Annotated in this window: 18 protein-coding genes and 1 pseudogene; 17 read left to right on the top strand and 2 right to left on the bottom strand. The window is 65.8% G+C overall.

Features of this window, described 5'->3' with window-relative positions; genetic code table 11:
* Positions 1–465: 465 nt before the first annotated feature.
* From IP86_RS09265 to IP86_RS09195, 15 genes are all read left to right on the top strand, one after another.
* Positions 466–1,458: a 30S ribosomal protein S2 gene (locus IP86_RS09265; RefSeq protein ID WP_054162234.1), complete on the top strand. Its 993-nt coding sequence runs from the start codon at positions 466–468 to the stop codon at positions 1,456–1,458.
* Positions 1,459–1,642: 184 nt separating this feature from the next.
* Complete coding sequence (gene tsf / locus IP86_RS09260) at positions 1,643–2,569, top strand: translation elongation factor Ts (protein WP_054162233.1); 927 nt, start codon at positions 1,643–1,645, stop codon at positions 2,567–2,569.
* A gap of 70 nt (positions 2,570–2,639) precedes the next feature.
* The gene (gene pyrH / locus IP86_RS09255) at positions 2,640–3,356 is read left to right on the top strand and encodes a UMP kinase (protein ID WP_054162232.1); all 717 of its coding nucleotides are present in this window, start codon (positions 2,640–2,642) and stop codon (positions 3,354–3,356) included.
* A 62-nt stretch (positions 3,357–3,418) separates the two neighbouring features.
* Positions 3,419–3,982 carry a ribosome recycling factor gene (gene frr / locus IP86_RS09250; protein ID WP_054162231.1) on the top strand — a complete coding sequence of 188 codons (564 nt, stop codon included), beginning with the start codon at positions 3,419–3,421 and terminating at the stop codon, positions 3,980–3,982.
* Positions 3,983–4,260: 278 nt separating this feature from the next.
* Positions 4,261–5,019 carry an isoprenyl transferase gene (locus tag IP86_RS09245; protein WP_054162230.1) on the top strand — a complete coding sequence of 253 codons (759 nt, stop codon included), beginning with the start codon at positions 4,261–4,263 and terminating at the stop codon, positions 5,017–5,019.
* A gap of 5 nt (positions 5,020–5,024) precedes the next feature.
* Positions 5,025–5,867, top strand: a complete 843-nt coding sequence (locus IP86_RS09240) for a phosphatidate cytidylyltransferase (RefSeq protein WP_054162229.1) — start codon at positions 5,025–5,027, stop codon at positions 5,865–5,867.
* A gap of 4 nt (positions 5,868–5,871) precedes the next feature.
* The gene (dxr, locus tag IP86_RS09235; protein ID WP_054162228.1) at positions 5,872–7,095 is read left to right on the top strand and encodes a 1-deoxy-D-xylulose-5-phosphate reductoisomerase; all 1,224 of its coding nucleotides are present in this window, start codon (positions 5,872–5,874) and stop codon (positions 7,093–7,095) included.
* A gap of 44 nt (positions 7,096–7,139) precedes the next feature.
* The gene (rseP, locus tag IP86_RS09230) at positions 7,140–8,291 is read left to right on the top strand and encodes an RIP metalloprotease RseP (RefSeq protein WP_054162227.1); all 1,152 of its coding nucleotides are present in this window, start codon (positions 7,140–7,142) and stop codon (positions 8,289–8,291) included.
* Positions 8,292–8,459: 168 nt separating this feature from the next.
* On the top strand, positions 8,460–10,994 hold the full coding sequence (bamA, locus tag IP86_RS09225) for an outer membrane protein assembly factor BamA (protein WP_054162226.1): 2,535 nt from the start codon (positions 8,460–8,462) through the stop codon (positions 10,992–10,994).
* 28 nt (positions 10,995–11,022) lie between these two features.
* Entirely contained in the window at positions 11,023–12,108 is a 1,086-nt protein-coding gene (gene lpxD, locus IP86_RS09220) for a UDP-3-O-(3-hydroxymyristoyl)glucosamine N-acyltransferase (RefSeq protein ID WP_054162225.1), read from the top strand.
* Entirely contained in the window at positions 12,108–12,563 is a 456-nt protein-coding gene (gene fabZ, locus IP86_RS09215; RefSeq protein ID WP_054162224.1) for a 3-hydroxyacyl-ACP dehydratase FabZ, read from the top strand. Before lpxD ends, fabZ begins: the two co-directional genes overlap by 1 nt.
* 9 nt (positions 12,564–12,572) lie before the next feature.
* Entirely contained in the window at positions 12,573–13,415 is an 843-nt protein-coding gene (gene lpxA, locus IP86_RS09210; protein WP_054162223.1) for an acyl-ACP--UDP-N-acetylglucosamine O-acyltransferase, read from the top strand.
* A gap of 18 nt (positions 13,416–13,433) precedes the next feature.
* Positions 13,434–14,291 (top strand): LpxI family protein, encoded by an 858-nt coding sequence (locus IP86_RS09205; protein ID WP_054162222.1) that lies wholly within the window; start codon positions 13,434–13,436, stop codon positions 14,289–14,291.
* The gene (lpxB, locus tag IP86_RS09200; protein ID WP_054162221.1) at positions 14,288–15,466 is read left to right on the top strand and encodes a lipid-A-disaccharide synthase; all 1,179 of its coding nucleotides are present in this window, start codon (positions 14,288–14,290) and stop codon (positions 15,464–15,466) included. Before IP86_RS09205 ends, lpxB begins: the two co-directional genes overlap by 4 nt.
* Positions 15,467–15,603: 137 nt before the next feature.
* Positions 15,604–16,248, top strand: a complete 645-nt coding sequence (locus IP86_RS09195) for a nucleoside deaminase (RefSeq protein ID WP_054162220.1) — start codon at positions 15,604–15,606, stop codon at positions 16,246–16,248.
* A gap of 91 nt (positions 16,249–16,339) precedes the next feature.
* Here the strand turns inward: IP86_RS09195 and gltA are convergent, their stop codons facing one another.
* Both gltA and gltX read right to left on the bottom strand, forming a co-directional pair.
* Entirely contained in the window at positions 16,340–17,644 is a 1,305-nt protein-coding gene (gene gltA, locus IP86_RS09190; protein WP_054162219.1) for a citrate synthase, read from the bottom strand.
* Between the two features lie 148 nt (positions 17,645–17,792).
* On the bottom strand, positions 17,793–19,214 hold the full coding sequence (gene gltX, locus IP86_RS09185; RefSeq protein WP_054162218.1) for a glutamate--tRNA ligase: 1,422 nt from the start codon (positions 19,212–19,214) through the stop codon (positions 17,793–17,795).
* Positions 19,215–19,468: 254 nt separating this feature from the next.
* Here gltX and IP86_RS09180 point away from each other — a divergent pair, with 254 nt between their 5' ends.
* Together IP86_RS09180 and IP86_RS09175 are read left to right on the top strand one after the other, a co-directional pair.
* Complete coding sequence (locus IP86_RS09180) at positions 19,469–21,151, top strand: glutamine--tRNA ligase/YqeY domain fusion protein (RefSeq protein ID WP_054162217.1); 1,683 nt, start codon at positions 19,469–19,471, stop codon at positions 21,149–21,151.
* Between the two features lie 68 nt (positions 21,152–21,219).
* Positions 21,220–21,624, top strand: a pseudogene (locus tag IP86_RS09175) (ComEC/Rec2 family competence protein); the annotation flags it as partial.

Genomic DNA, 21,624 nt, shown 5'->3' with positions numbered 1-21,624 from the left:
CAAGTGGCTCCGCCGCGGATGGCGGCGCCACCGGCGCCGCCGCGGGCTGCACCGCCACCGGCACCGCCGCGTGCAGCTCCGCCGCCACCGCCGCGGCCTGCCGCTCCGCCCAAGAAGTGCCATCCGGGCGAAAAGGACTGCTGAGGCTCGCGTAAATTCGGTTGCGGGGAGGGGATTTGAACCTCTCCCCTTGACCGTGAGCCCGCAGGATCTGCTAGGCTGACGTCACCACGGCGCGCCTCGAAGGTCCGTGACCTGCGCCGCCCAGACTGATGCTGTCCCGACGGTTGCTCCGGACAGCCCGGTTCGCCTTGCGTTATTGGGGAATCCCGCTATAACGCGCGCCATCTCACACGGAAGCATGGCTTAATCGCCGTCCGGTGGCACCGGGCCGGAAGGCAGGATTGTCCTGTCCCATCGCTCGTTGCCCACGCGCTTCCGGAGGACCAACCGGAGAATAAACCTATGTCGCTTCCTGAATTTTCCATGCGCCAGCTGCTCGAAGCCGGCGTGCATTTCGGCCACCAGTCGCACCGCTGGAATCCGAAAATGGCCGAGTACATCTTCGGCGCCCGCAACAACATCCACATCATCGACCTCGCGCAGACCGTGCCGCTGATGCACCGCGCGCTGCAGGCGATCAGCGACACCGTCGCCAAGGGCGGCCGCGTGCTGTTCGTCGGCACCAAGCGTCAGGCGCAGGACGCCGTCGCCGATGCCGCCAAGCGTTCGGCGCAGTACTTCGTCAATTCGCGCTGGCTCGGCGGCACGCTGACCAACTGGAAGACGATCTCGGGCTCGATCAAGCGGCTGCGTCATCTCGACGACGTGCTCAATTCGGGCGACGCCAACGCCTACACCAAGAAGGAGCGGCTCGAGCTGCAGCGCGAGCGCGACAAGCTCGACCGCTCGCTCGGCGGCATCAAGGACATGGGCGGCCTGCCGGACCTGATCTTCGTGATCGACACCAACAAGGAAGACATCGCGATCCAGGAGGCCCAGCGGCTCGGCATCCCAGTGGCGGCGATCGTCGATACCAATTGCGACCCGAAGGGCATCACCTATCTGGTGCCGGGCAACGACGACGCCGGCCGCGCGATCTCGCTGTATTGCGATCTGGTCGCTCGTGCGGTGATCGACGGCATCTCGCGCGCGCAGGGCGAATCGGGCTTCGACATCGGCGCGGCGTCGCAGCCGCTCCGCGAGGATCTGCCGGCCCAGACCAGCGGCTTCCAGGGTCTGCCTGGTCCGCGTGGTACCCCGGACGACCTCAAGAAGCTCACCGGCGTGTCCGGTGCGATCGAGAAGAAGTTCAACGACCTCGGCATCTTCCACTTCTGGCAGCTGGCCGAGCTCGATCAGGCCACCGCGCATCAGATCGGCGAAGAAGTCGGTCTGCCGGGCCGCGCCGATGGCTGGGTCGCCCAGGCCAAGGGCATGACCGCCGAGGCGGAATAAGGCGCGACGCTGCGGCCGGCTGACCGGCCGCAGCGCTGACCACAGACCGAGCATTTTCGTCCGCAACGCGCGATTTCGCGTCGCCGGGAAATGCTCCGGTCGTCGAAATCTGTGATGACTTCCTGATCGCGTGCCGTCGGCCCAAGCCGTGCGGTGCGCCCTGACAGGCAAAGGACCTACGAGCATGGCAACGATTACTGCAGCGATGGTCAAGGAGCTGCGCGAGACCACCGGCGTCGGCATGATGGACTGCAAGCAGGCGCTCAACGAGAACGACGGCAACCTCGAAGCCGCGATCGACTGGCTGCGCAAGAAGGGTCTGTCGAAGGCCGCCAAGAAGGCCGGCCGCGTCGCCGCCGAAGGCCTGATCGGCGCGGTGACCGACGGCACCAAGGGCGTCGTCATCGAGGTCAATTCGGAAACCGACTTCGTCGCCCGGAACGAGCAGTTCCAGGGCCTGGTCAAGATGATCGCCCAGGTCGCGCTCAAGGTCGGCGCCGACGTCGACGCGATCAACGCCGCCCCGGTCGGATCGTCCACCGTCGCCGGCGCGATCTCTGACGCGATCGCCACCATCGGCGAGAACATGACGCTGCGCCGCGCCGCTTCGCTGGAAGTGACGCAGGGCGTGGTGGCGAGCTACATCCACGGCGCGGTGATCGACGGCGCCGGCAAGATGGGCGTGATCGTCGGGCTGGAATCGACCGGCAAGACCGACGAACTCGCCACGCTCGGCCGCCAGCTCGCGATGCACGTCGCCGCCGCCAACCCGCAGGCGCTCGATCCGGCCGGTCTCGACCCGGCCGTGGTGCAGCGCGAGCGCGAGGTGATGGCCGACAAGTATCGCCAGCAGGGCAAGCCGGAGAACATGATCGAGAAGATCGTCGAGAACGGCCTGAAGACCTACTACAAGGAAGTCTGCCTGCTCGAGCAGGCCTACATCCACGACGAGAAGGGCAAGGCGGTCGCTCAGGCGGTCAAGGAAGCCGAGGGCAAGGTCGGTGCGCCGATCAAGATCACCGGCTTCGTGCGCTACGCGCTCGGCGAAGGCATCGAAAAGCAGACTTCGGACTTCGCCGCCGAAGTCGCCGCCGCGAGCGGCCAGAAGTAATCGCTTTTCACGAGACGGACTCCCGGCCGCGTCTGGCCGGGAGCTAACCCGCCGAGGACGCGACCGCATCATGGGTGAGCCGATCTATCGTCGTGTGGTGGTCAAGCTATCGGGCGAGTATTTCGCCGGCCCCCAGAGCTACGGCATCGATCAGCCCACCATCGACCGCGTCGCCGGCGACCTGATCGCCGCCCGCAATCTCGGCGTCGAAATCGCCGTCGTGGTCGGCGGTGGCAACATCTTCCGCGGCGTCGAAGTCTCCGCCCGCGGCGTGTCGCGTCCGACCGGCGACACCATGGGCATGCTCGCCACCGTGATGAACTGCCTGGCGCTCGGCGAGGCGCTGCGGCGTCACGGCCAGCCGGCCCGGACCTACTCGGCGCTGCTGATGCCGGAAGTCTGCGATCTCTACACCCGCGCTGCGGCGCTCGAGACGCTCGCCGAGGGCGGCATCGCGCTGCTGGCCGGCGGTACCGGCAATCCGTTCTTTACGACCGATACCACCGCCGTGCTACGTGCCGCCGAAATCGACGCCAATGCGGTGCTGAAAGCGACCAACGTCGACGGCGTCTACACGGCCGATCCGAAGCGCGACCCGAACGCGAAGCGGTTCGAGCGGCTGACACATTCCGAAGCACTGGCCGGTGGTTACAAGGTCATGGATGCGACGGCTTTCGCGCTTGCCCGTGAAACCTCGCTGCCTATCATCGTTTTTTCCATCGCCGAGGCGGGTTCGATCGGCGCCGTGCTCGGGGGCGCGGGCAGGGCCACGATCGTGGCCGGTTGAACAGCGCGCGTGGCCGATCGCCGGCCCGCCGCGACATCTGAATTCTGGAAGGAGTGACTGGCATGCAGTCCGAGAAGTTCGACATCAATGAAGTGAAGCGCCGGATGCAGGGCGCCTCCCAGTCGCTGCAGCACGAACTCGGCGGTCTGCGCACCGGCCGCGCGTCGGCGTCGATGCTGGAGCCGGTGCAGGTCGATGCCTATGGTACGCACATGCCGCTGAATCAGCTGGCAACCGTCTCCGTGCCGGAGCCGCGGCTGCTGTCGGTTCAGGTCTGGGACAAGTCGATGGTCAAGGCCGTCGAAAAGGCGATCGTCGACTCGAACCTCGGCCTCAGCCCGGCGACTGAAGGAACAGTGCTGCGGCTGCGTATTCCGGAGCTCAACGCGGATCGCCGCAAGGAGCTGGTGAAGGTCGCGCACAAATACGCTGAGGCGGCGCGCGTCGCGGTTCGCCACGTCCGCCGCGACGGCATGGACACCATCAAGAAGCTCGAGAAGGCCCACGAGATCTCCGAGGACGACCAGAAGCGCCTCGACCAGGAAGTCCAGAAGGCCACGGATGCAGCGATCGCCGAGATCGACCAGTTGCTCGCGAACAAGGAAAAGGAAATCCTGACTGTCTAACATCGGCCCTTCGTTGCCGCGTTCTGCGGCGACGGGACGATTGCGGCGGGTGATTGCGGCGCGGCGATTGCATCTGTCTGAATTCGGCGCAGGACCCTGCGGTTTGTCCGCGCCGAATTGCAATTCGCTCAGGTGAGCGAATCGGGCCTAGTGCAACGGGGTGATGACGATGCCGGTATCCAGCCTTGTGATCCCCTCGGCCATAACTTATTGATCCGAGAACGTTCTGGCGGTCGTACGGATACTTCTTCGCGGGATGACGCTTCGGGAATTGACGTATGTCGAAAGCTGCCGCCACCGCGACCGACCGATCGGATCCCCCGGTAGTTCCGGCGCATGTCGCCATCATCATGGACGGCAACGGCCGCTGGGCCGCGGCGCGGGGACTGCCGCGCGCCGAAGGTCATCGCCGCGGCGTCGAGGCGCTGCGCCGGGTGGTGCGGGCCGCCAATGAACTGGGCATCCGCTATCTGACCATTTTCTCGTTCAGTTCGGAGAACTGGACCCGGCCGGCCACCGAGATCGTCGATCTGTTCGGCCTGCTGCGCCGGTTTATCCGCAACGATCTCGCCTCGCTGCATCGCGACGGCGTCTGCGTCCGGGTGATCGGCGAGCGCGACCGGCTCGATCGCGACCTGTGCGCGATGCTCGACGAGGCGCAGGAACTCACGCGTAACAACACCAAGCTCAACCTGGTGGTGGCGTTCAACTACGGCTCGCGGCAGGAGATCGCCAAGGCGGCGCAGCGGCTGGCGCGCGAGGTCGCCGAGGGCACGCGCGACCCGGACACGATCGATATCGACACGCTGGGCCGCTATCTCGAGGCGCCCGACATTCCCGATCCCGACCTGATCATCCGCACCAGCGGAGAGCAACGATTGTCGAATTTCCTGATGTGGCAGGCGGCGTACAGTGAGCTGGTGTTCGTGCCCACTCACTGGCCGGACTTCGACAAGGCGGCGCTCGAAGAGGCGATCGCCGAATATGCCCGGCGTGAGCGCCGGTTCGGCGGCTTGGCCGCGAAAACAGGATCGTGACACGCGTGAGCCAGGACAATGCCGCGCCGGCGGCCGAGCAGGGCTCTCGGAATCTCTGGCTGCGCGTGGCTGCCGCCGTCGTGCTGGCGCCGGGCGCGATCGCGATCGCCTATCTGGGCGGCTGGGCCTGGGCCGTGCTCGCCACTGCCGTCGCGATCGGTCTTTTTCTGGAATGGCTGTCGGTGGTCGGTGCGGCCCGCGATTTCCGGGTGCTGGTGATCGGCTGCCTGACGCTGCTGGTCTGCGGCATCGGCCTGATGTTCGGCAAGCCGGGGCCGGCCGCGCTGGCGGCCGTTCTGGGTGTCGGCGGTCTGCTGGTGCTGAACGATCAGCCGCGGCAGTGGACCGCGTCGGGCCTCGGCTATGCGGCGCTGGCGCTGATCGCCTCGGTGCTGATCCGGCGTGATCCGGATCATGGCTTCATCGCCCTGGTCCTGATCTTTCTGATCGTCTGGGGCACCGATATCGGCGGTTATTTCGCCGGACGCGGCATCGGTGGTCCGAAGCTGTGGCCGCGCGTCAGTCCGAAGAAGACCTGGGCCGGGGCGATCGGCGGCCTTGTCCTCAGTCTCGGCGTCGCGTTCGGCTTCGCCTTGGCGGGATTCGGAAAAGTCCTGCCGCTTCTGCTGCTTGCAGCGGTCCTTTCAACTGTTTCGCAACTCGGCGACCTGTTCGAATCCGCCGTCAAACGCCGCTTCGGCGTCAAGGATTCCAGCCACATCATTCCCGGCCATGGCGGGCTGCTCGACCGGCTCGACGGCTATGTCGCCGTGGTCGCGCTGGCGGCCTTGATCGGAATGGCGCGGGATTCGGTGGATGGTATTGGCCGCGGTCTTATGGTGTGGTGATCCGATGAGCGCAGTCCCTTTGAAGAACGACCGCCCCGCCCATGACGGCGTGCGCAGCATCAGCGTCCTCGGTGCCACCGGGTCCATTGGTGACAGCACGCTGGACCTGATCCGGGCTGCTCCCGAGAAGTACCGGGTCGAGGCGCTGACCGGAAACGCCAACATCTCCGGCCTCGCCAAGCTGGCCAAGGAGTTCAACGCCCGCTTCGTCGCGGTCGCGGATCCCGCGCGGCTTGGGGAACTGCGCGCCGCTCTGGCGGGCACCGCGATCGAATGCGGGGCAGGCGAGAGCGCCCTGATCGAGGCCGCGGCGCGGCCGGCCGATTGGGTGATGGCGGCAATCAGCGGCGCTGCGGGCCTCAAGCCGGCACTGGCCGCGGTCGATCGCGGCGCCACCGTCGCGCTGGCCAACAAGGAGTGCCTGGTCTGCGCAGGCGACTTCTTCATGAGCCGGGCCGTCGCGGCGAATGCTCGCATCCTGCCGGCCGATTCCGAGCACAACGCGCTGTATCAGGCGCTCGCCTCCGGCAATCGCCACGAACTCGTCCGCGTCATCATCACCGCCTCGGGTGGGCCGTTCCGGACCTGGGCAGCCGAGGACATCGAGCAGGCGACGCTGGCGCAGGCGCTCAAGCACCCGAACTGGAGCATGGGCCAGAAAATCACCATCGACTCGGCCTCGATGATGAACAAGGGCCTCGAGGTCATCGAGGCCTCGTATCTGTTCGCGCTGTCGCCGGACGAGATCGACGTGCTGGTGCACCCGCAGTCGATCGTCCATGGCCTGGTCGAATTCGCCGATCATTCGGTGGTGGCGCAGCTCGGCGCGCCGGACATGCGGATCCCGATCGCGCACTGCCTCGGCTGGCCCGACCGCATTCCCGGCCGCGCGGCGCGGCTCGACCTCGCCAAGATTGGTCAATTGACCTTCGAAGCTCCTGATTTCGTTCGCTTCCCCGGCCTGCGCCTGGCCTATGACGCGCTTCGCACGGGGCATGGCGCGACCACCGTCTATAACGCCGCCAACGAGATCGCGGTGGCCGCCTTCATCGCCCAGAAGATCCGCTTCGGGGCGATCGCGCGGCTGGTTGAGGACACGCTGAACGGCTGGGTCCGCGCCGGCAATCTGGCACCGATGAGCAGCGCCGACGATGCCATCGCCGTTGACCATAGCGCGCGAAAAATGGCTGCCACCCTCTTGCCTCAAATTGCCGCAAAGGCATCCTAGAGAGTTGGGGAACAGGGCCGTCGGTTCTGCTTGAGAGGAATGGGATGGCCGATCTTTTTCTGAACGGGTTCAACACGTTGAGCCACGGCATCGTGGGCTACGTGGTGCCGTTTCTATTCGTCCTGACGATCGTGGTGTTCTTCCACGAACTTGGGCATTTTCTGGTCGCGCGCTGGAACGGCGTGAAGGTGCTGACCTTCTCGCTCGGCTTCGGTCCGGAGATCGCCGGCTTCAACGACCGTCACGGCACCCGCTGGAAAATCTCGGCGATCCCGCTCGGCGGCTACGTCAAGTTCTTCGGTGACGACAGCGAAGCTTCGACGCCCTCGAACGATTCTCTGTCCAAGATGACGGCGGCCGAGCGCTCGGTCAGCTTCCACCACAAGAAGGTCGGGCCGCGCGCCGCGATCGTGGTCGCCGGGCCGGTGGCCAATTTCATCCTGGCGATCGTCCTTTTCACCTTCCTGTTCGCGGTGTTCGGCGTGCCGAGCACTTCGCCGCGCGTCGACAACATCCAGCCGGGCAGCGCCGCCGAGGCCGCGGGCTTCAAGCCGGGCGACGTCATCCTGTCGATCAATGGAAGCAAGATTCACAGCTTCCTTGACATGCAGCGCACGGTCGGCGCCGAGGCCGGCAACCAGCTGAGCTTCACCGTCCAGCGCGGCGACTCCACGGTGGACCTCAAGGCCACTCCGGAACTGCGCGAAATCAAGGACCGGTTCGGTAACGTCCAGCGCCTCGGCATTCTCGGCATCAGCCGGTCGACCTCGGCCGGCGAGGTGACCACCGAGCGCGTCAATCCGGCCGCGGCGTTCTGGATGGGGATCAAGGAGACCTGGTTCGTCGTCGACCGGACCTTCTCCTACATCGGCGGGCTGTTCGCCGGACGCGAGGCGGCCGACCAGCTCGGCGGTCCGTTGCGAATCGCACAGATCTCTGGACAGGTCGCGACCATCGGGTTCACGCCGCTGCTGCATCTGGCTGCGGTGCTGTCGATTTCAATCGGTCTTCTGAACCTGTTTCCGGTCCCGCTGCTCGATGGCGGTCACCTGATGTTCTATGCGATCGAGGCGGTGAGGGGGCGTCCGCTGTCCGAGCGGGCGCAGGAAATGGGCTTCCGGATTGGGCTGGGGTTGGTGCTGATGCTGATGGTTTTCGCGACCTATAACGACATTCTGCACTTGGCTTCGTCTTAACGCTGATGCAATTCGTGGCCGATAGGCAACGTGTTGGAATGAAATTGAAATCGCACTGCGAAAGGACGTTTGCCGGTTTGGCAAAATTGTCTACAAGCAAGGCACGTTGGGGATTCTGTCGGCGCCTGGGGTGCGCGCCGGCAACGGAATGACAAGGGCGCGTTGCGCATGAATGCTGGAATGCGAGTGTTGCGGGGGGGACTTCTTGCTGCCGCCCTGGTGTTTTTCGCCGGACCGGTCGCCACCACGGCGACTGCTGTTCTCACGGCGTCGCCTGCGGCCGCGCAGTCAGCTTCCTCGATTCAGGTCGAGGGCAACCGCCGAGTCGAGGCCGATACCATTCGCTCCTATTTCAAGCCGGGCCCGGGTGGTCGGCTCGACCAGGGCAGTATCGACGACGGCCTCAAGGCCCTGATCGAAACCGGCCTGTTCCAGGACGTGCGCATCAACCAGGCCGGCGGCCGGCTGGTGGTCAGCGTCATCGAGAATCCGGTGATCGGCCGGCTCGCTTTCGAGGGCAACAAGAAGATCAAGGACGAGCAGCTCCAGGCTGAAATCCAGTCCAAGCCGCGCGGCACGCTGTCCCGCCCGATGGTGCAGTCGGACGCGCTGCGCATCGCCGAAATCTATCGCCGCTCCGGCCGTTACGACGTTCGCGTCGATCCCCAGATCATCGAGCAGCCGAACAACCGCGTCGACCTCGTCTTCGTCGTCAACGAGGGCGCCAAGACCGGCGTGAAGTCGATCGAGTTCATCGGCAACAACGCCTATTCGTCCTATCGGCTGCGCGACGTCATCAAGACCCGCGAAACCAACCTGCTGAGCTTCCTCGGTTCGGGCGACGTCTATGATCCGGACCGGGTCGAGGCCGATCGCGATCTGCTGCGCCGCTTCTATCTGAAGAACGGCTACGCCGACGTGCAGGTGGTCGCCGCGCTGACCGAATACGATCCGGAGAAGAAGGGCTTCCTGGTCACCTTCAAGATCGAGGAAGGTCAGCAGTACCGCGTCGGCTCCGTGACGTTCGAGTCGACGATCGCGAACTTCGATGCCAATTCGATGCGCGGCTATTCGCGCGTCAATGTCGGCTCGCTCTACAACGCCGAGGCGCTGGAGAAGTCCGTCGAGGAAATGCAGATCGAAATGTCGCGGCGCGGCTACGCGTTCGCGACGGTGCGGCCGCGCGGCGATCGCAACTTCGAAACGCACACCGTCTCGATCGTGTTCTCGATCGAGGAGGGCCCCCGGGTCTACATCGAGCGCATCAACGTCGTCGGCAACACCCGGACGCGTGACTATGTGATCCGTCGCGAGTTCGACATCTCGGAAGGCGATGCCTACAACCGCGCCCTGGTCGACCGTGCCGAGCGCCGCCTGAAGAACCTCGACTTCTTCAAGTCGGTGAAGATCACCACCGAGCCGGGCTCGTCGAGCGACCGCGTCATCCTGGTGGTCAACCTCGAAGAAAAGTCGACCGGCGACTTCTCGGTGTCGGGCGGTTACTCGACCAGCGACGGTGCGCTGGGCGAAGTCAGCGTCTCCGAGCGTAACTTCCTCGGCCGCGGCCTGTTCGCCAAGGCGACCGTGCAGTATGGCCAGTACGCCCGCGGCTACTCGCTGTCCTTCGTCGAGCCCTATCTGCTCGACTACCGGGTCGCGCTCGGCCTTGACGTCTATCAGCGCGAACAGCTGGCCAACAGCTACATCTCCTACGGCACCAAGACGCTCGGTGTGAGCCCGCGCCTCGGCTTCGCGCTGCGGGAAGATCTGACGCTGCAGCTGCGCTATTCGCTGTACCGGCAGGAAATCACGCTGCCGTCGTATCTGAACAACTGTAACAACAACCTCGGCACGGCCGGCTACTTCCCGACGCCGCAGTTCATCGCCGCCGGCAACCCGAATCCGACGGGCTATGGCGCGCTGGGCTGCTATGGCGACGGCGAAGCCTCGCTGCCGGTCCGGATCGGTCTGTCGAATGGCGCCTACTGGACGTCGTCGGTCGGCTACACCCTGACCTACAACACCCTCGACAACACCCGGAACCCGACCGACGGTCTGCTGGTCGACTTCCGCCAGGATTTCGCGGGTGTCGGCGGCGACGTGAAGTTCCTCAAGACCGCCTTCGACGCCAAGTACTACACGCCGCTGGTGTCCGAAGTGGTCGGCATCATCCATCTGCAGGCGGGTAACCTGAGCTCGTATGGCGGCAACCAGCTGCGCATGCTCGACCACTTCCAGATGGGTCCGAACCTGGTCCGCGGCTTCGCGCCGAACGGCATCGGTCCGCGCGACATCGGTCAGTACGCCTTCTACGGCTACGGCGGCGACGCTCTGGGCGGCACCAACTACTGGGGTGCGTCGGTCGAGTTGCAGATGCCGTTCTGGTTCCTGCCGAAGGAAGTCGGGCTCAAGGGTGCCGTCTATGCCGACGCCGGCTCGCTGTTCGACTACAAGGGCCCGACCTCCTGGACGGTCACCAACGAAGTCAACGCTCCGGGGTGTATCAAGGCGACCCAGACGTCGATCGGCACCTGCGCCGGCCTGAACTACGACGACACCAATACGGTTCGGTCGTCGGTCGGTATCGGCCTGATCTGGGCCTCGCCGTTCGGTCCGCTGCGCTTCGACTACGCGGTTCCTATCACCAAGGGTAAGTACGACCGCGTCCAGGAATTCAAATTCGGCGGCGGGACTTCGTTCTAAGTCCCGCGGTCCGGACTGCGACCGCAGGATGACCTCGACAACATTTTTCAAACAACGCCCTTCGTCGACGCTGGCAGAGATCGCCACGGCGACGGGGGCGGAGCTGGTCGACCCCAGTCGGGCCGATACGCTCATCGCCGGCATCGCCTCGCTCGACGAAGCGGGCCCGATGCATCTGACTTTTTTCGAGAACCTCCGCTACGAGAGCGAGCTCGCGGCGACGCGCGCCGGTGCGTGCCTCGTCAGCCCACGGTTCGAAGGCCGCGTGCCGGCACATGTCGCCGTGCTGCGCAGCAAGCGGCCATTCCACGCTTTCGTCGCCTACAGCCGGCAGATCTACGCCGATGCGCTGCGTCCGGAGCCGGATTTCCGCGCCACCGGAATTGCGCCGACGGCCGTCATCCATCCGACCGCCAGGCTGGAGGACGAGGTGATCGTCGAGCCGCTGGCGGTGATCGGCCCGGACGTCGAGATCGGCTCCGGCACGGTCATCGGGGCGGGCGCCGTGCTGGCCGCCGGGGTGAAGATCGGCCGCGACTGCAACATCGGCGCCGGCAGCCATCTGCAGCACAGCCTGATCGGCAACAACGTGCTGATCCATCCCGGCTGCCATATCGGCCAGGACGGTTTCGGCTTCATCTTCGCCGGCCGGCACACCAAGGTGCCGCAGACTGGCCGGGTGATCATCCAGAACGACGTCGAGCTCGGCGCCGGCACCACGATCGATCGCGGCAGTCTGCGCGACACCGTGATCGGTGAGGGCACCAAGGTCGACAATCAGGTGCAGATCGGCCACAACGTAACAATTGGTCGACATTGTGTGATTGCCGCGAAATGCGGTCTTGCCGGCAGCCTGACGCTGGGCGACAACGTCGCGCTGGGCGCCATGGTCGGCATCAACAACCACGTCGTGATCGGCGACGGCGCCCAGGTGGCGGCGATGTCCGGCGTCAAGGACAGCGTGCCGCCCGGCGAGCGCTGGGGCGGCATGTTTGCGCGGCCGACCAAGACCTGGTTCCGCGAGATGCTAGCAGTGCGGCGGCTGGCCGAGGCCGGCAGCCCTGACGCGGCCGGGTCGCAGTCCGAGCACGACAGGGATGAAGGACGGGGTTGATGGAATCGCCGATACGTTTCGCGGATGTGGACATCAACACCATCCTCAAGACCCTGCCGCACCGCTTTCCGTTTCTGCTGATCGACCGTGTGAAGAACATCCGCGAGGACTACAGCGGCATCGGCGTCAAGAACGTCACCATCAATGAGCCGGCGTTTCAGGGGCATTTCCCGGAGCGGCCGGTTTATCCGGGCGTGCTGATGATCGAAGGCATGGCGCAGACCGCCGGCGTGATCGGCATCCTGTCGGTGACCGGCACCGAGCAGCCGCGCGCGGTGTATTTCCTGACCATCGACAAATGCAAGTTCCGTAAGCCGGTGATGCCGGGCGACACCGTCGAGTATCACATGACCCGCACCGGCCGCCGCAAGACGATGTGGTGGTTTCACGGCGAGGCCAGGGTGGACGGCCAGATCGTCGCCGAAGCCGACGTCGGCGCGATGCTGGCCGACTGATCGCACCGGATGAGCAACATCGATCCCACCGCACGCATTGAAGACGGCGCCATTCTCGGTGACGAGGTCAGCATCGGTCCGTTCTGCACCATCGGTCCCAACGTGCGGATCGGTGCCGGCACGCGGCTGATCGGCCACGTCAACGTCACCGGGCACACCAGCATCGGCGACGGCTGCACCATCCATCCCTTCGCGTCGCTCGGCGGCGCGCCGCAGTCGACCGGCTACAAGGGCGAGCCGACCACGCTGACGATCGGCAACGCCTGCACCATCCGCGAAAACGTCACCATGAACACCGGCACGGTCGGCGGCGGCGGCGTCACCCGTGTCGGCGACCGCGGCTTCTTCATGGCCGGCAGCCATGTCGGCCATGACTGCATCGTCGGCAACGACGTGATCTTCGCCAATGCGGCGACGCTCGGCGGGCATTGCGAGATCGGCGATTTCACCTTCATCGGCGGCATGACGGTGCTGCAGCAGTTCACCCGCGTCGGCCCGCAGGTGATGATCGGCGGCATGACCGGGCTGCGCAACCACGTCATTCCCTATGCGCTCGCCAACGGCATCTATGCGAAGCTGTCCGGACTGAATATCGTCGGCATGCGCCGGCGCAAATTCACCAAGGAGCGGCTGCGGATTGTGCGCGCGTTCTACGACGAGCTGTTCTACAGCGCCGGCCCGCTCGCCGAACGGCTCGACCGGGTGCGGCCGCGCACGGCGGACGATCCGGCGATCGCCGAAATCATCGGCTTCATCGACGATATCAAGGGCCGCGGCGGTCGCGGCCAGCGCGTCGCGCTGTGCATGGCGCGCGAGGGCGGCGCGAGCGTCAACGACGACGACGACGCCTGACCGGCCGGCGCTCCGGCCATGACGGACTCCTTACCCCAGCTCGGCAGCAAGGTCGGCATCATTGCCGGCGGCGGCACGCTGCCGTTCGCCGTGGCGGACTCGCTGACCGCGCGCGGCATCACGCCGGTGCTGTTCGCGTTGAAGGGCGCCTGCGACGCGGAGCGTGTCACCGCATATCGGCATCACTGGCTGGCAATGGGCGCGTTCGGCAGGCTGCTGCGGCTACTACGCAGCGAGGGGTGCCGGGACCTGGTATTCATCGGCTCGCTGGTGCGGCCGTCATTGACCTCGCTGCGGCTCGACTGGGGCGCGATCAGGGTGTTGCCCGCTGTGCTGGCGGCCTATCGCGGCGGCGACGATCATCTGCTCAGCGGCGTTGGCCGCCTGTTCGAAGGCTACGGCTTCCGCCTGCTCGGACTGAAGGACGTCGCGACCGATCTGCTGATGCCGGAAGGCTGTCTCACACGCGCAACGGCTGATGCCGTCGTCGAGGCCGACATTGCGAAGGGACGCGCTCTGCTCGCGGCGCTGAGCCCGTTCGATATCGGGCAGGGCTGCGTGGTGATCGAGGGCCACATCGTGGCGGTCGAAGACACCGGTGGCACCGACGAGTTGCTGCGCCGCGTCGCGCAGCTTCGCGCCAGCGGCCGCATCAGCGCCAGGCCTGGCCGCGGCGTGCTGGTGAAGGCGCCGAAAGCCGGGCAGGATTTGCGCTTCGATCTGCCGGCGCTCGGCCCCAAGACCATCGAGGGCCTGATCGCCGCGCAGCTCGGCGGCGTCGCGGTCGAGGCCGGCCACACCGTGGTGGCCGAGCCACAGGCGATGATCGCCGCGGCCGATCGAAGCGGCCTGTTCATCGTCGGGACGCGCGCATGACCGCCGCAGACAGCCACGATCACGTTCGTACCGTGTATCTGATCGCCACCGAAGAATCCGGTGATCGGCTCGGCGGCGCGCTGATGCGCGAGCTGCGGGCACGGTTCGGCGACCGCATCCGCATCGAAGGCATCGGCGGCCAGACGATGGCGGGCGAGGGGCTGGTCTCGCTGTTTCCGATCGAGGAACTGTCGATCATCGGCTTCGCTGCCGTCGTGCAGCGGCTGCCGAGCATCATGAAGCTGATCCGGCGCGCAGCCGAGGCGGTGCTCGCGGCAAAACCCGATGTGCTGGTGATCATCGACAGCCCGGACTTCACGCACCGCGTCGCGCGGCGAGTGCGGCGGCGCGATCCGTCGATCCCGATCGTCGACTACGTGTCGCCGACGGTATGGGCATGGCGGCCCGGGCGGGCGCGCGCGATGCTCGGCTATGTCGATCACGTGCTGGCGCTGCTGCCGTTCGAGCCGGCCGAGTACCAGCGCCTGAACGGGCCGCCGTGTACTTACGTCGGCCATCCGTTGACCGCGCAGATCGGATCGCTGCGGCCGAACGACGAGGAGCAGAAGCGGCGCACGGCGGAGCCACCGCTGCTGCTGGTGCTCCCCGGCAGCCGCCGCAGCGAAATCCGTCACCACGCGGCTGCGTTCGGCGCGACGCTGGCGCAGCTGCGGCGCGACGGCGTGGCGTTCGAGCCGGTGCTGCCGACCACGCCACATCTCGAACCGCTGGTCCGCGACGCCATCGCCGGCTGGGAGGTGCAGCCGCGGATCGTCGTCGGCGAGCAGGACAAGCGCGCCGCGTTTCGCTCCGCGCGCGCCGCGCTGGCGAAGTCCGGCACGGTGACCCTGGAGCTGGCGATCGCCGGCGTGCCGATGGTGACGGCCTATCGGGCCGGCAGCGTCGAGATCTGGATCGCACGTCGGGTGGTTCGCCCGGGCACGGTGATCCTCGCCAACCTGGTCATCGGCCAGGACGTCGTGCCGGAATTCATCCAGCAGGACTGCGTCCCCGAGAAGCTCGCGCCGGCGCTGCGCGACCTGCTCGCCGACACGCCGGCGCGGCAGCGTCAGCTCGATGCCTTCGCCACCATCGACCGCATCCTGTCGACCGGCGACCAGACGCCCAGCGCGCGCGCGGCGGACATCGTGTTGGACGCAATGCGTCGGCACTGAGGTCGCTGACGCCGACAGGCGGTGGCGTTGTTGCAATCAATTCTCAATCAATGGGAACTAGCTTCGGAACCCTTGAAGCTCCCGTTTGCGGTCGTGCGGATCGGAGCCAAGCCGCACCATCGCAACCGGAGCACCTCATGACCAAATCATCGATCAAGGCTGCGTCGTCGCTCGACACTCTGTTCGCGTCGGCGACTGTCGTCCACCGCCGGAATTTCCTCACAGCCGGGGCTGCAGCATTCGGCGCCGCCATGGTGCCGGCAGGCGCAACGGTTGCGGAGGCGAAGCAGGCGGCTGCCACGGCGATTACCGAGCAGGATCGTCAGTACATGACCCAGGCGATCGACTTGATGCGCAAGGCCGGCGTCGTCGAAAAGACCGGTGGCGCGTTCGGCGCCGTGATCGTGCGCAATGGTGAAGTGCTCTCCGCAACCGGCAACAGCGTGTTGCGCGACAATGATCCGTCGGCGCATGCCGAGGTCAATGCGATCCGCGCTGCGTGCAAGAAGGTCGGCGCGCCGAACCTGCGCGGCGCCACCATGTACACCAGCTGCGAATGCTGCCCGATGTGCTACGCGACGGCCTATTGGGCGCGGCTCGACCGGATCTTCTACGCAGCGTCGTGGACCGACTACGCAGATCTGTTCGACGATTCGAATATCGGCGCCGATATGAAGAAGCCCTACGCAAAACGCCAGGTGAAAATCGCGCAGATGATGCGGGGCGACGCGCAAAAGGTTTGGCAGGAATTCCGCACACTGCCGGATCGCGCGCGCTACTGAGTCCGCGCGGCTCCGATCCGGCACGTGCCACAAAGCAAAACGGCGAACCGCCAAGCGGTTCGCCGTTTCTGTTTCGACGAAGCTGAAGCGATCAGCCGCGCTTGTCGATCGCCACGTAGTCGCGGGTGGTGGCGCCGGTGAAGAGCTGGCGCGGACGGCCGATCTTCTGCTGCGGATCCTCGATCATCTCGCTCCACTGGCTGATCCAGCCGACGGTGCGGGCGACGGCGAACAGCACGGTGAACATGTCGGTCGGGAAGCCCATCGCCTTCAGCGTGATGCCAGAATAGAAGTCGACGTTCGGGTACAGCTTGCGGTCGATGAAGTACTGATCGCTGAGCGCGATCTTTTCGAGCTCCATCGCCACCTTGAGCAGCGGGTCACCGTGGTGGCCGGTCTCGGCCAGCACTTCGTGGCAGACCTGCTGCATGATCTTGGCGCGCGGATCGTAGTTCTTGTAGACGCGGTGGCCGAAGCCCATCAGCCGCACCGACGAGTTCTTGTCCTTCACCTTGGAGATGAATTCCGGGATGTTGGAGACGTCGCCGATCTCCTTGAGCATCGCCAGCGCCGCTTCGTTGGCGCCGCCGTGCGCCGGGCCCCACAGGCAGGCGATGCCGGCCGCGATGCAGGCGAACGGATTGGCGCCCGACGAACCGGCGATGCGGACCGTCGAGGTCGAGGCGTTCTGCTCGTGGTCGGCGTGCAGCGTGAAGATCTTGTCGAGCGCGTTCGCCAGCACCGGGTTGACGACGTACTCTTCGCACGGCGTGGCGAAGCACATCCGCATGAAGTTGGCGGCGTAGCCCAGCGAGTTCTTCGGATAGATGAAGGGCTGGCCGACTGAGTACTTGTAGGCCATCGCCGCCAGCGTCGGGACCTTGGCGATCATCCGGATCGAGGCGACCATCCGCTGGGTCGGATCGTTGATGTCGGTGGAGTCGTGATAGAACGCGGCCAGCGCGCCGACCGAGGCGACCATCACGGCCATCGGATGCGCGTCGCGGCGGAAGCCGTGGAAGAACCGCGACATCTGCTCGTGCACCATGTTGTGGCGCGTCACGCGATAGTCGAAGTCTTCCTTCTGCGCCTTGGTCGGCAGCTCGCCGTACAGCAGCAGATAGCAGGTCTCGAGGAAGTCGCCCTTTTCGGCGAGCTGTTCGATCGGGTAACCGCGGTACTGCAGGACGCCTGCGTCACCATCGATATAGGTGATCTTCGACTGGCAGCTCGCCGTCGAGGTGAACCCCGGATCGTAGGTGAACATGCCGGTCTGGCCGTAGAGCTTGGCGATGTCGACGACATCGGGGCCAACCGTCCCGGTCAGGATCGGAAGGTCGTAGGTCTTGTTTCCAACCGTAAGCGTCGCTGTCTTGTTGTTTGTCGTTGCGTCCATCGTGTGGTCCCCGATGTCGTTGTCGAAACCAGCGGCGACGCACCGAAGATGCGAGCGAGACTGGTTGGCCTAAAAGCACACGCGGAATGCGTAGCTTATTGCCGTGTGCACCGCAAGACGGCCCGATTGCGGGCCATCCTGCGGTCCGCTAAGCGGCCTGATCGGCCAGTCGCGACAGGCATTCGTCGCGCCCCAGCACCGCCAGAACGTCGAAAATCCCGGGCGAGGTGGTCCTCCCGGTGAGCGCCACCCGCAGCGGCTGGGCAACGGCCCCGAGCTTAAGGCCGGCCTGCTCGGCGAAGCTGCGCATCGCCGCCTCGGTGGTCGCAGCCGTCCAGGGCGAAACACCCTCGAGAGCGGCTCGTAAACGCCCGATCAGGGCGCGAGTTTCCGGAGTCAGCACCGCCAGCCCCTTGGGGTCGATGGTCAGCGGGCGGTCGGCCAGGATAAAGTCGGCATTGTCGAGCAGTTCCAGCAGCGTCTTGGCGCGCTCCTTCAGCCCCGGCATTGCCTGCAGCAATTGGGCCCGGGTGGTATCGGTCAGCCGGGCGGCGATCGCCGGGCCCTGCGGAATATACTGCAGCAGGTCTTCGAGCTGGGTCACGAGGGATTGATCGTCGCTGTGCCGGATGTAGTGCCCGTTGAGGCTCTCCAGCTTGGCGAAATCGAACCGCGCCGCCGAGCGTCCGATCGCCGGCAGGTCGAAGGCGTCGATCATTTCCTGTGTGGTGAATATTTCCTGATCGCCGTGGCTCCAGCCGAGTCGCACCAGGTAGTTGCGCAGCGCGGCCGGCAGGTAACCCATGGCACGGTAGGCGTCGACGCCGAGCGCGCCATGCCGTTTCGACAGCTTCGAGCCGTCCGGGCCGTGGATCAGCGGGATGTGCGCCATCACCGGCAGCTCCCAGCCCATCGCGTCGTAGATCTGCTTCTGTCGCGCCGCGTTGATCAGATGATCGTCGCCGCGGATGACGTGCGTGACCGCCATGTCGTGGTCGTCCACCACCACGGCGAGCATATAGGTCGGGGTGCCGTCGCCGCGCAGCAGCACCAGGTCGTCGAGGTTCTCGTTCTGCCAGGCGACACGGCCCTGCACCTGGTCCTCAATCACGGTCTCGCCCGTCAGCGGTGCTTTGAGGCGGATGGTCGGCTTGACGTCGGCGGGAGCGTCCGCGGGGTCGCGGTCGCGCCAGGTGCCGTCGTACAGCTTGGCGCGGCCCTCGGCGCGCGCCTTGTCGCGCATCGCGGTGAGCTCCTCGGCGGTCGCGTAGCAGTAATAGGCCTTGCCCTCGGCCAGCAGCTGCTCGGCGACTTCGCGGTGCCGGGCGGCACGGGCGAATTGGTAGACGGTGTCGCCGTCCCATTCGATGCCGAGCCATTTCAGGCCGTCGAGAATGGCGTCGATCGCCGGCTGGGTCGAGCGCTGGCGGTCGGTGTCTTCGATCCGCAGCAGCATCTTGCCGCCGTGCTTGCGCGCGTACAGCCAGTTGAACAGGGCGGTGCGGCCGCCGCCGATATGGAGGAAGCCGGTGGGCGAGGGCGCGAAGCGGGTGACGACAGAACGGGTCATTCTAAACTGGGATTGAAATCACGCCGGAGCGGCGCGCAGGGTGTATAGCAGGATCGGCGCATAACTAAAGTGCTCCGCACAGCCCTCGGGGGTTGGCGTGGAGCCCCGGATTTGGCAGATACCGCCTCGGGTTCCGACCAAAGCACGGTTCGTTCGAATCAGAACCGGTGCTTGGGTTGTTGGTCGACGCGGGCTGGCTTCGGTGCGCCGGACGTTCAGTCGCACGGCGACGTTTGAGGAAGAAAGATCGATTGATGACCACGGCAGACGCAACGACCGAGGCTGGGCGCGACTTCATTCGCGATATCGTCCAGGCCGATCTCGAGGCCGGCCGGCACAAGACCGTCGTGACCCGGTTCCCGCCCGAGCCGAACGGCTATCTGCATATCGGCCATGCGAAGTCGATCGCGCTGAATTTCGGGATCGCCCAGGAATTCGGCGGCCGATGCAATCTGCGCTTCGACGACACCAACCCGACCAAGGAAGAGCAGGAGTATATCGATTCCATTCAGGCCGACGTTCGCTGGCTCGGCTACGACTGGGGCGACAGCGTCTTCTACGCCTCGGACTATTTCGACCAGCTCTACGCCTGGGCCGAGCTGATGATCCGCAATGGCGACGCCTATGTGGACGACCAGTCGCAGGACGAGATCCGCGAAAGCCGCGGCACGCTGACCGAGCCGGGCAAGAACAGCCCGTTCCGCGACCGCTCGGTCGAGGAGAATCTCGACCTGTTCCGGCGGATGAAGGCGGGCGAGTTTCCGAACGGCGCTCGGGTGCTGCGCGCCAAGATCGACATGGCGTCGGGCAATATCAATCTACGCGACCCGGTGCTGTACCGCATCCTGCATGCGCATCATCCCCGCACCGGGGAGGCCTGGTCGATCTATCCGAGCTATGACTACGCGCACGGCCAGTCGGACGCGATCGAGGGCGTGACGCACTCGATCTGTACGCTGGAGTTCGAGGATCACCGGCCGCTGTACGAATGGCTGCTGTCGAAGCTGCCGGTGCCGTCGCAGCCGAAGCAGTATGAATTCGCGCGGCTCAACATCACCTACACGCTGCTGTCGAAGCGGGTGCTGACCCAACTGGTGCGCGACGGTCATGTCGCCGGCTGGGACGATCCGCGGATGCCGACGATGGCCGGGATGAAGCGCCGCGGCGTGCCGCCGGCCGCGATCCGCGAATTCGTCAAGCGCATCGGCGTCGCCAAGGCCAACAGCGTGGTCGATGTCGGCATGCTGGAGTTCTGCATCCGCGAGGAGCTGAACCGCACGGCACAGCGCCGGATGGCGGTGCTGCGGCCGCTGAAGGTGGTGATCGAGAACTATCCGCAGGGCCAGACGGAGGAGCTCGAGGCGATCAATCATCCCGACGATCCCTCCGCCGGCACCCGCAAGATCACCTTCGGCCGCGAGATCTATATCGAGCAGGACGACTTCATGGAGACGCCGCCGAAGAAGTTCTTTCGGCTGTTTCCCGGCAACGAGGTGCGGCTGCGCTACGCGTACTTCATCAAGTGCCGCGAAGTGGTGAAGAACGAGCAGGGCGAGATCGTCGAGCTGCGCTGCACCTACGATCCGGAAACCCGCGGTGGCAACGCCCCGGACGGTCGCAAGGTCAAGGGCACGATCCACTGGCTGTCGGCTACGCACTCAGTGCCGGCCGAAATCCGGATCTACAATCAGCTGTTCGCCAACCCGGCGCCGAGCGCCGCGACCTTCACGGCCGACCTCAATCCGCAGTCGCTGGAAGTGCTGACCGACGCCCGCCTCGAACCAGAGGTGGCGACGAGCCATTCGGCCGAGCCGATGCAGTTCGAACGGCAGGGCTACTTCGTACGCGACAAGGACTCCACCGCCGCCAAGCCGGTCTTCAACCGCACCATCGGGTTGCGCGATACCTTCGCCAAGGAGGTCGGCGGTAAAAGCTGATAGTCAACGCCGGCGATTGTTGCCGGCGCGCGGGATCTGCCTCAGTCTGCATACTCGCTTGATGGAGTATGCGTGCGTTGGAGCGGGGGCGAGCCAAGGTCAGGACGTGGCCGACGCGCGTCGCTGCGCGAGCCGGCGTGCTGGTGCCGTGGGGCGCCTGGCTGTGGGCCGCCATCATCGGTCCGCTGCGCGACTGGGTGCGCGCCGAAGCGGGGCCGGGGCGGTTGCTGCCTTACGTGCCGGTCGCGTTCGGCGCCGGCATCGCGCTGTACTTCGCAGCCGAGCGTGAGCCGATCGCCTGGGTCGCCTGCGGCGCGGCGGGTGTCTTCAGCGTCGCTGCGTTTCTACTGCGGCGGACGCGGGCTTTTCCGGCCGCGCTGCTGATCGCCGCGTTTGCAGCCGGCTTTGCCACGGTATCGCTGAAGGCGTCGCGGATCGCGCATCCGGTGCTGGACAAGCCGGTGCAGGCGGCC

Origin of the sequence: Rhodopseudomonas sp. AAP120 (genome assembly GCF_001295845.1) — a bacterium.
GTDB lineage: Bacteria > Pseudomonadota > Alphaproteobacteria > Rhizobiales > Xanthobacteraceae > Rhodopseudomonas.
The sequence above is the reverse complement of the archived record's forward strand: the minus strand, read 5'-3'. Positions and strand labels throughout refer to the sequence as shown.

Excerpts from the sequence above, each read along its gene's own strand:
- IP86_RS09265 (WP_054162234.1), top strand. The coding sequence starts at position 466 with ATGTCGCTTCCTGAATTTTCCATGCGCCAGCTGCTCGAAGCCGGCGTG.
- tsf (WP_054162233.1), top strand. The coding sequence starts at position 1,643 with ATGGCAACGATTACTGCAGCGATGGTCAAGGAGCTGCGCGAGACCACC.
- pyrH (WP_054162232.1), top strand. The coding sequence starts at position 2,640 with ATGGGTGAGCCGATCTATCGTCGTGTGGTGGTCAAGCTATCGGGCGAG.
- frr (WP_054162231.1), top strand. The coding sequence starts at position 3,419 with ATGCAGTCCGAGAAGTTCGACATCAATGAAGTGAAGCGCCGGATGCAG.
- IP86_RS09245 (WP_054162230.1), top strand. The coding sequence starts at position 4,261 with ATGTCGAAAGCTGCCGCCACCGCGACCGACCGATCGGATCCCCCGGTA.
- dxr (WP_054162228.1), top strand. The coding sequence starts at position 5,872 with ATGAGCGCAGTCCCTTTGAAGAACGACCGCCCCGCCCATGACGGCGTG.
- rseP (WP_054162227.1), top strand. The coding sequence starts at position 7,140 with ATGGCCGATCTTTTTCTGAACGGGTTCAACACGTTGAGCCACGGCATC.
- bamA (WP_054162226.1), top strand. The coding sequence starts at position 8,460 with ATGAATGCTGGAATGCGAGTGTTGCGGGGGGGACTTCTTGCTGCCGCC.
- lpxD (WP_054162225.1), top strand. The coding sequence starts at position 11,023 with ATGACCTCGACAACATTTTTCAAACAACGCCCTTCGTCGACGCTGGCA.
- fabZ (WP_054162224.1), top strand. The coding sequence starts at position 12,108 with ATGGAATCGCCGATACGTTTCGCGGATGTGGACATCAACACCATCCTC.
- lpxA (WP_054162223.1), top strand. The coding sequence starts at position 12,573 with ATGAGCAACATCGATCCCACCGCACGCATTGAAGACGGCGCCATTCTC.
- IP86_RS09205 (WP_054162222.1), top strand. The coding sequence starts at position 13,434 with ATGACGGACTCCTTACCCCAGCTCGGCAGCAAGGTCGGCATCATTGCC.
- lpxB (WP_054162221.1), top strand. The coding sequence starts at position 14,288 with ATGACCGCCGCAGACAGCCACGATCACGTTCGTACCGTGTATCTGATC.
- IP86_RS09195 (WP_054162220.1), top strand. The coding sequence starts at position 15,604 with ATGACCAAATCATCGATCAAGGCTGCGTCGTCGCTCGACACTCTGTTC.
- gltA (WP_054162219.1), bottom strand. The coding sequence starts at position 17,644 with ATGGACGCAACGACAAACAACAAGACAGCGACGCTTACGGTTGGAAAC.
- gltX (WP_054162218.1), bottom strand. The coding sequence starts at position 19,214 with ATGACCCGTTCTGTCGTCACCCGCTTCGCGCCCTCGCCCACCGGCTTC.
- IP86_RS09180 (WP_054162217.1), top strand. The coding sequence starts at position 19,469 with ATGACCACGGCAGACGCAACGACCGAGGCTGGGCGCGACTTCATTCGC.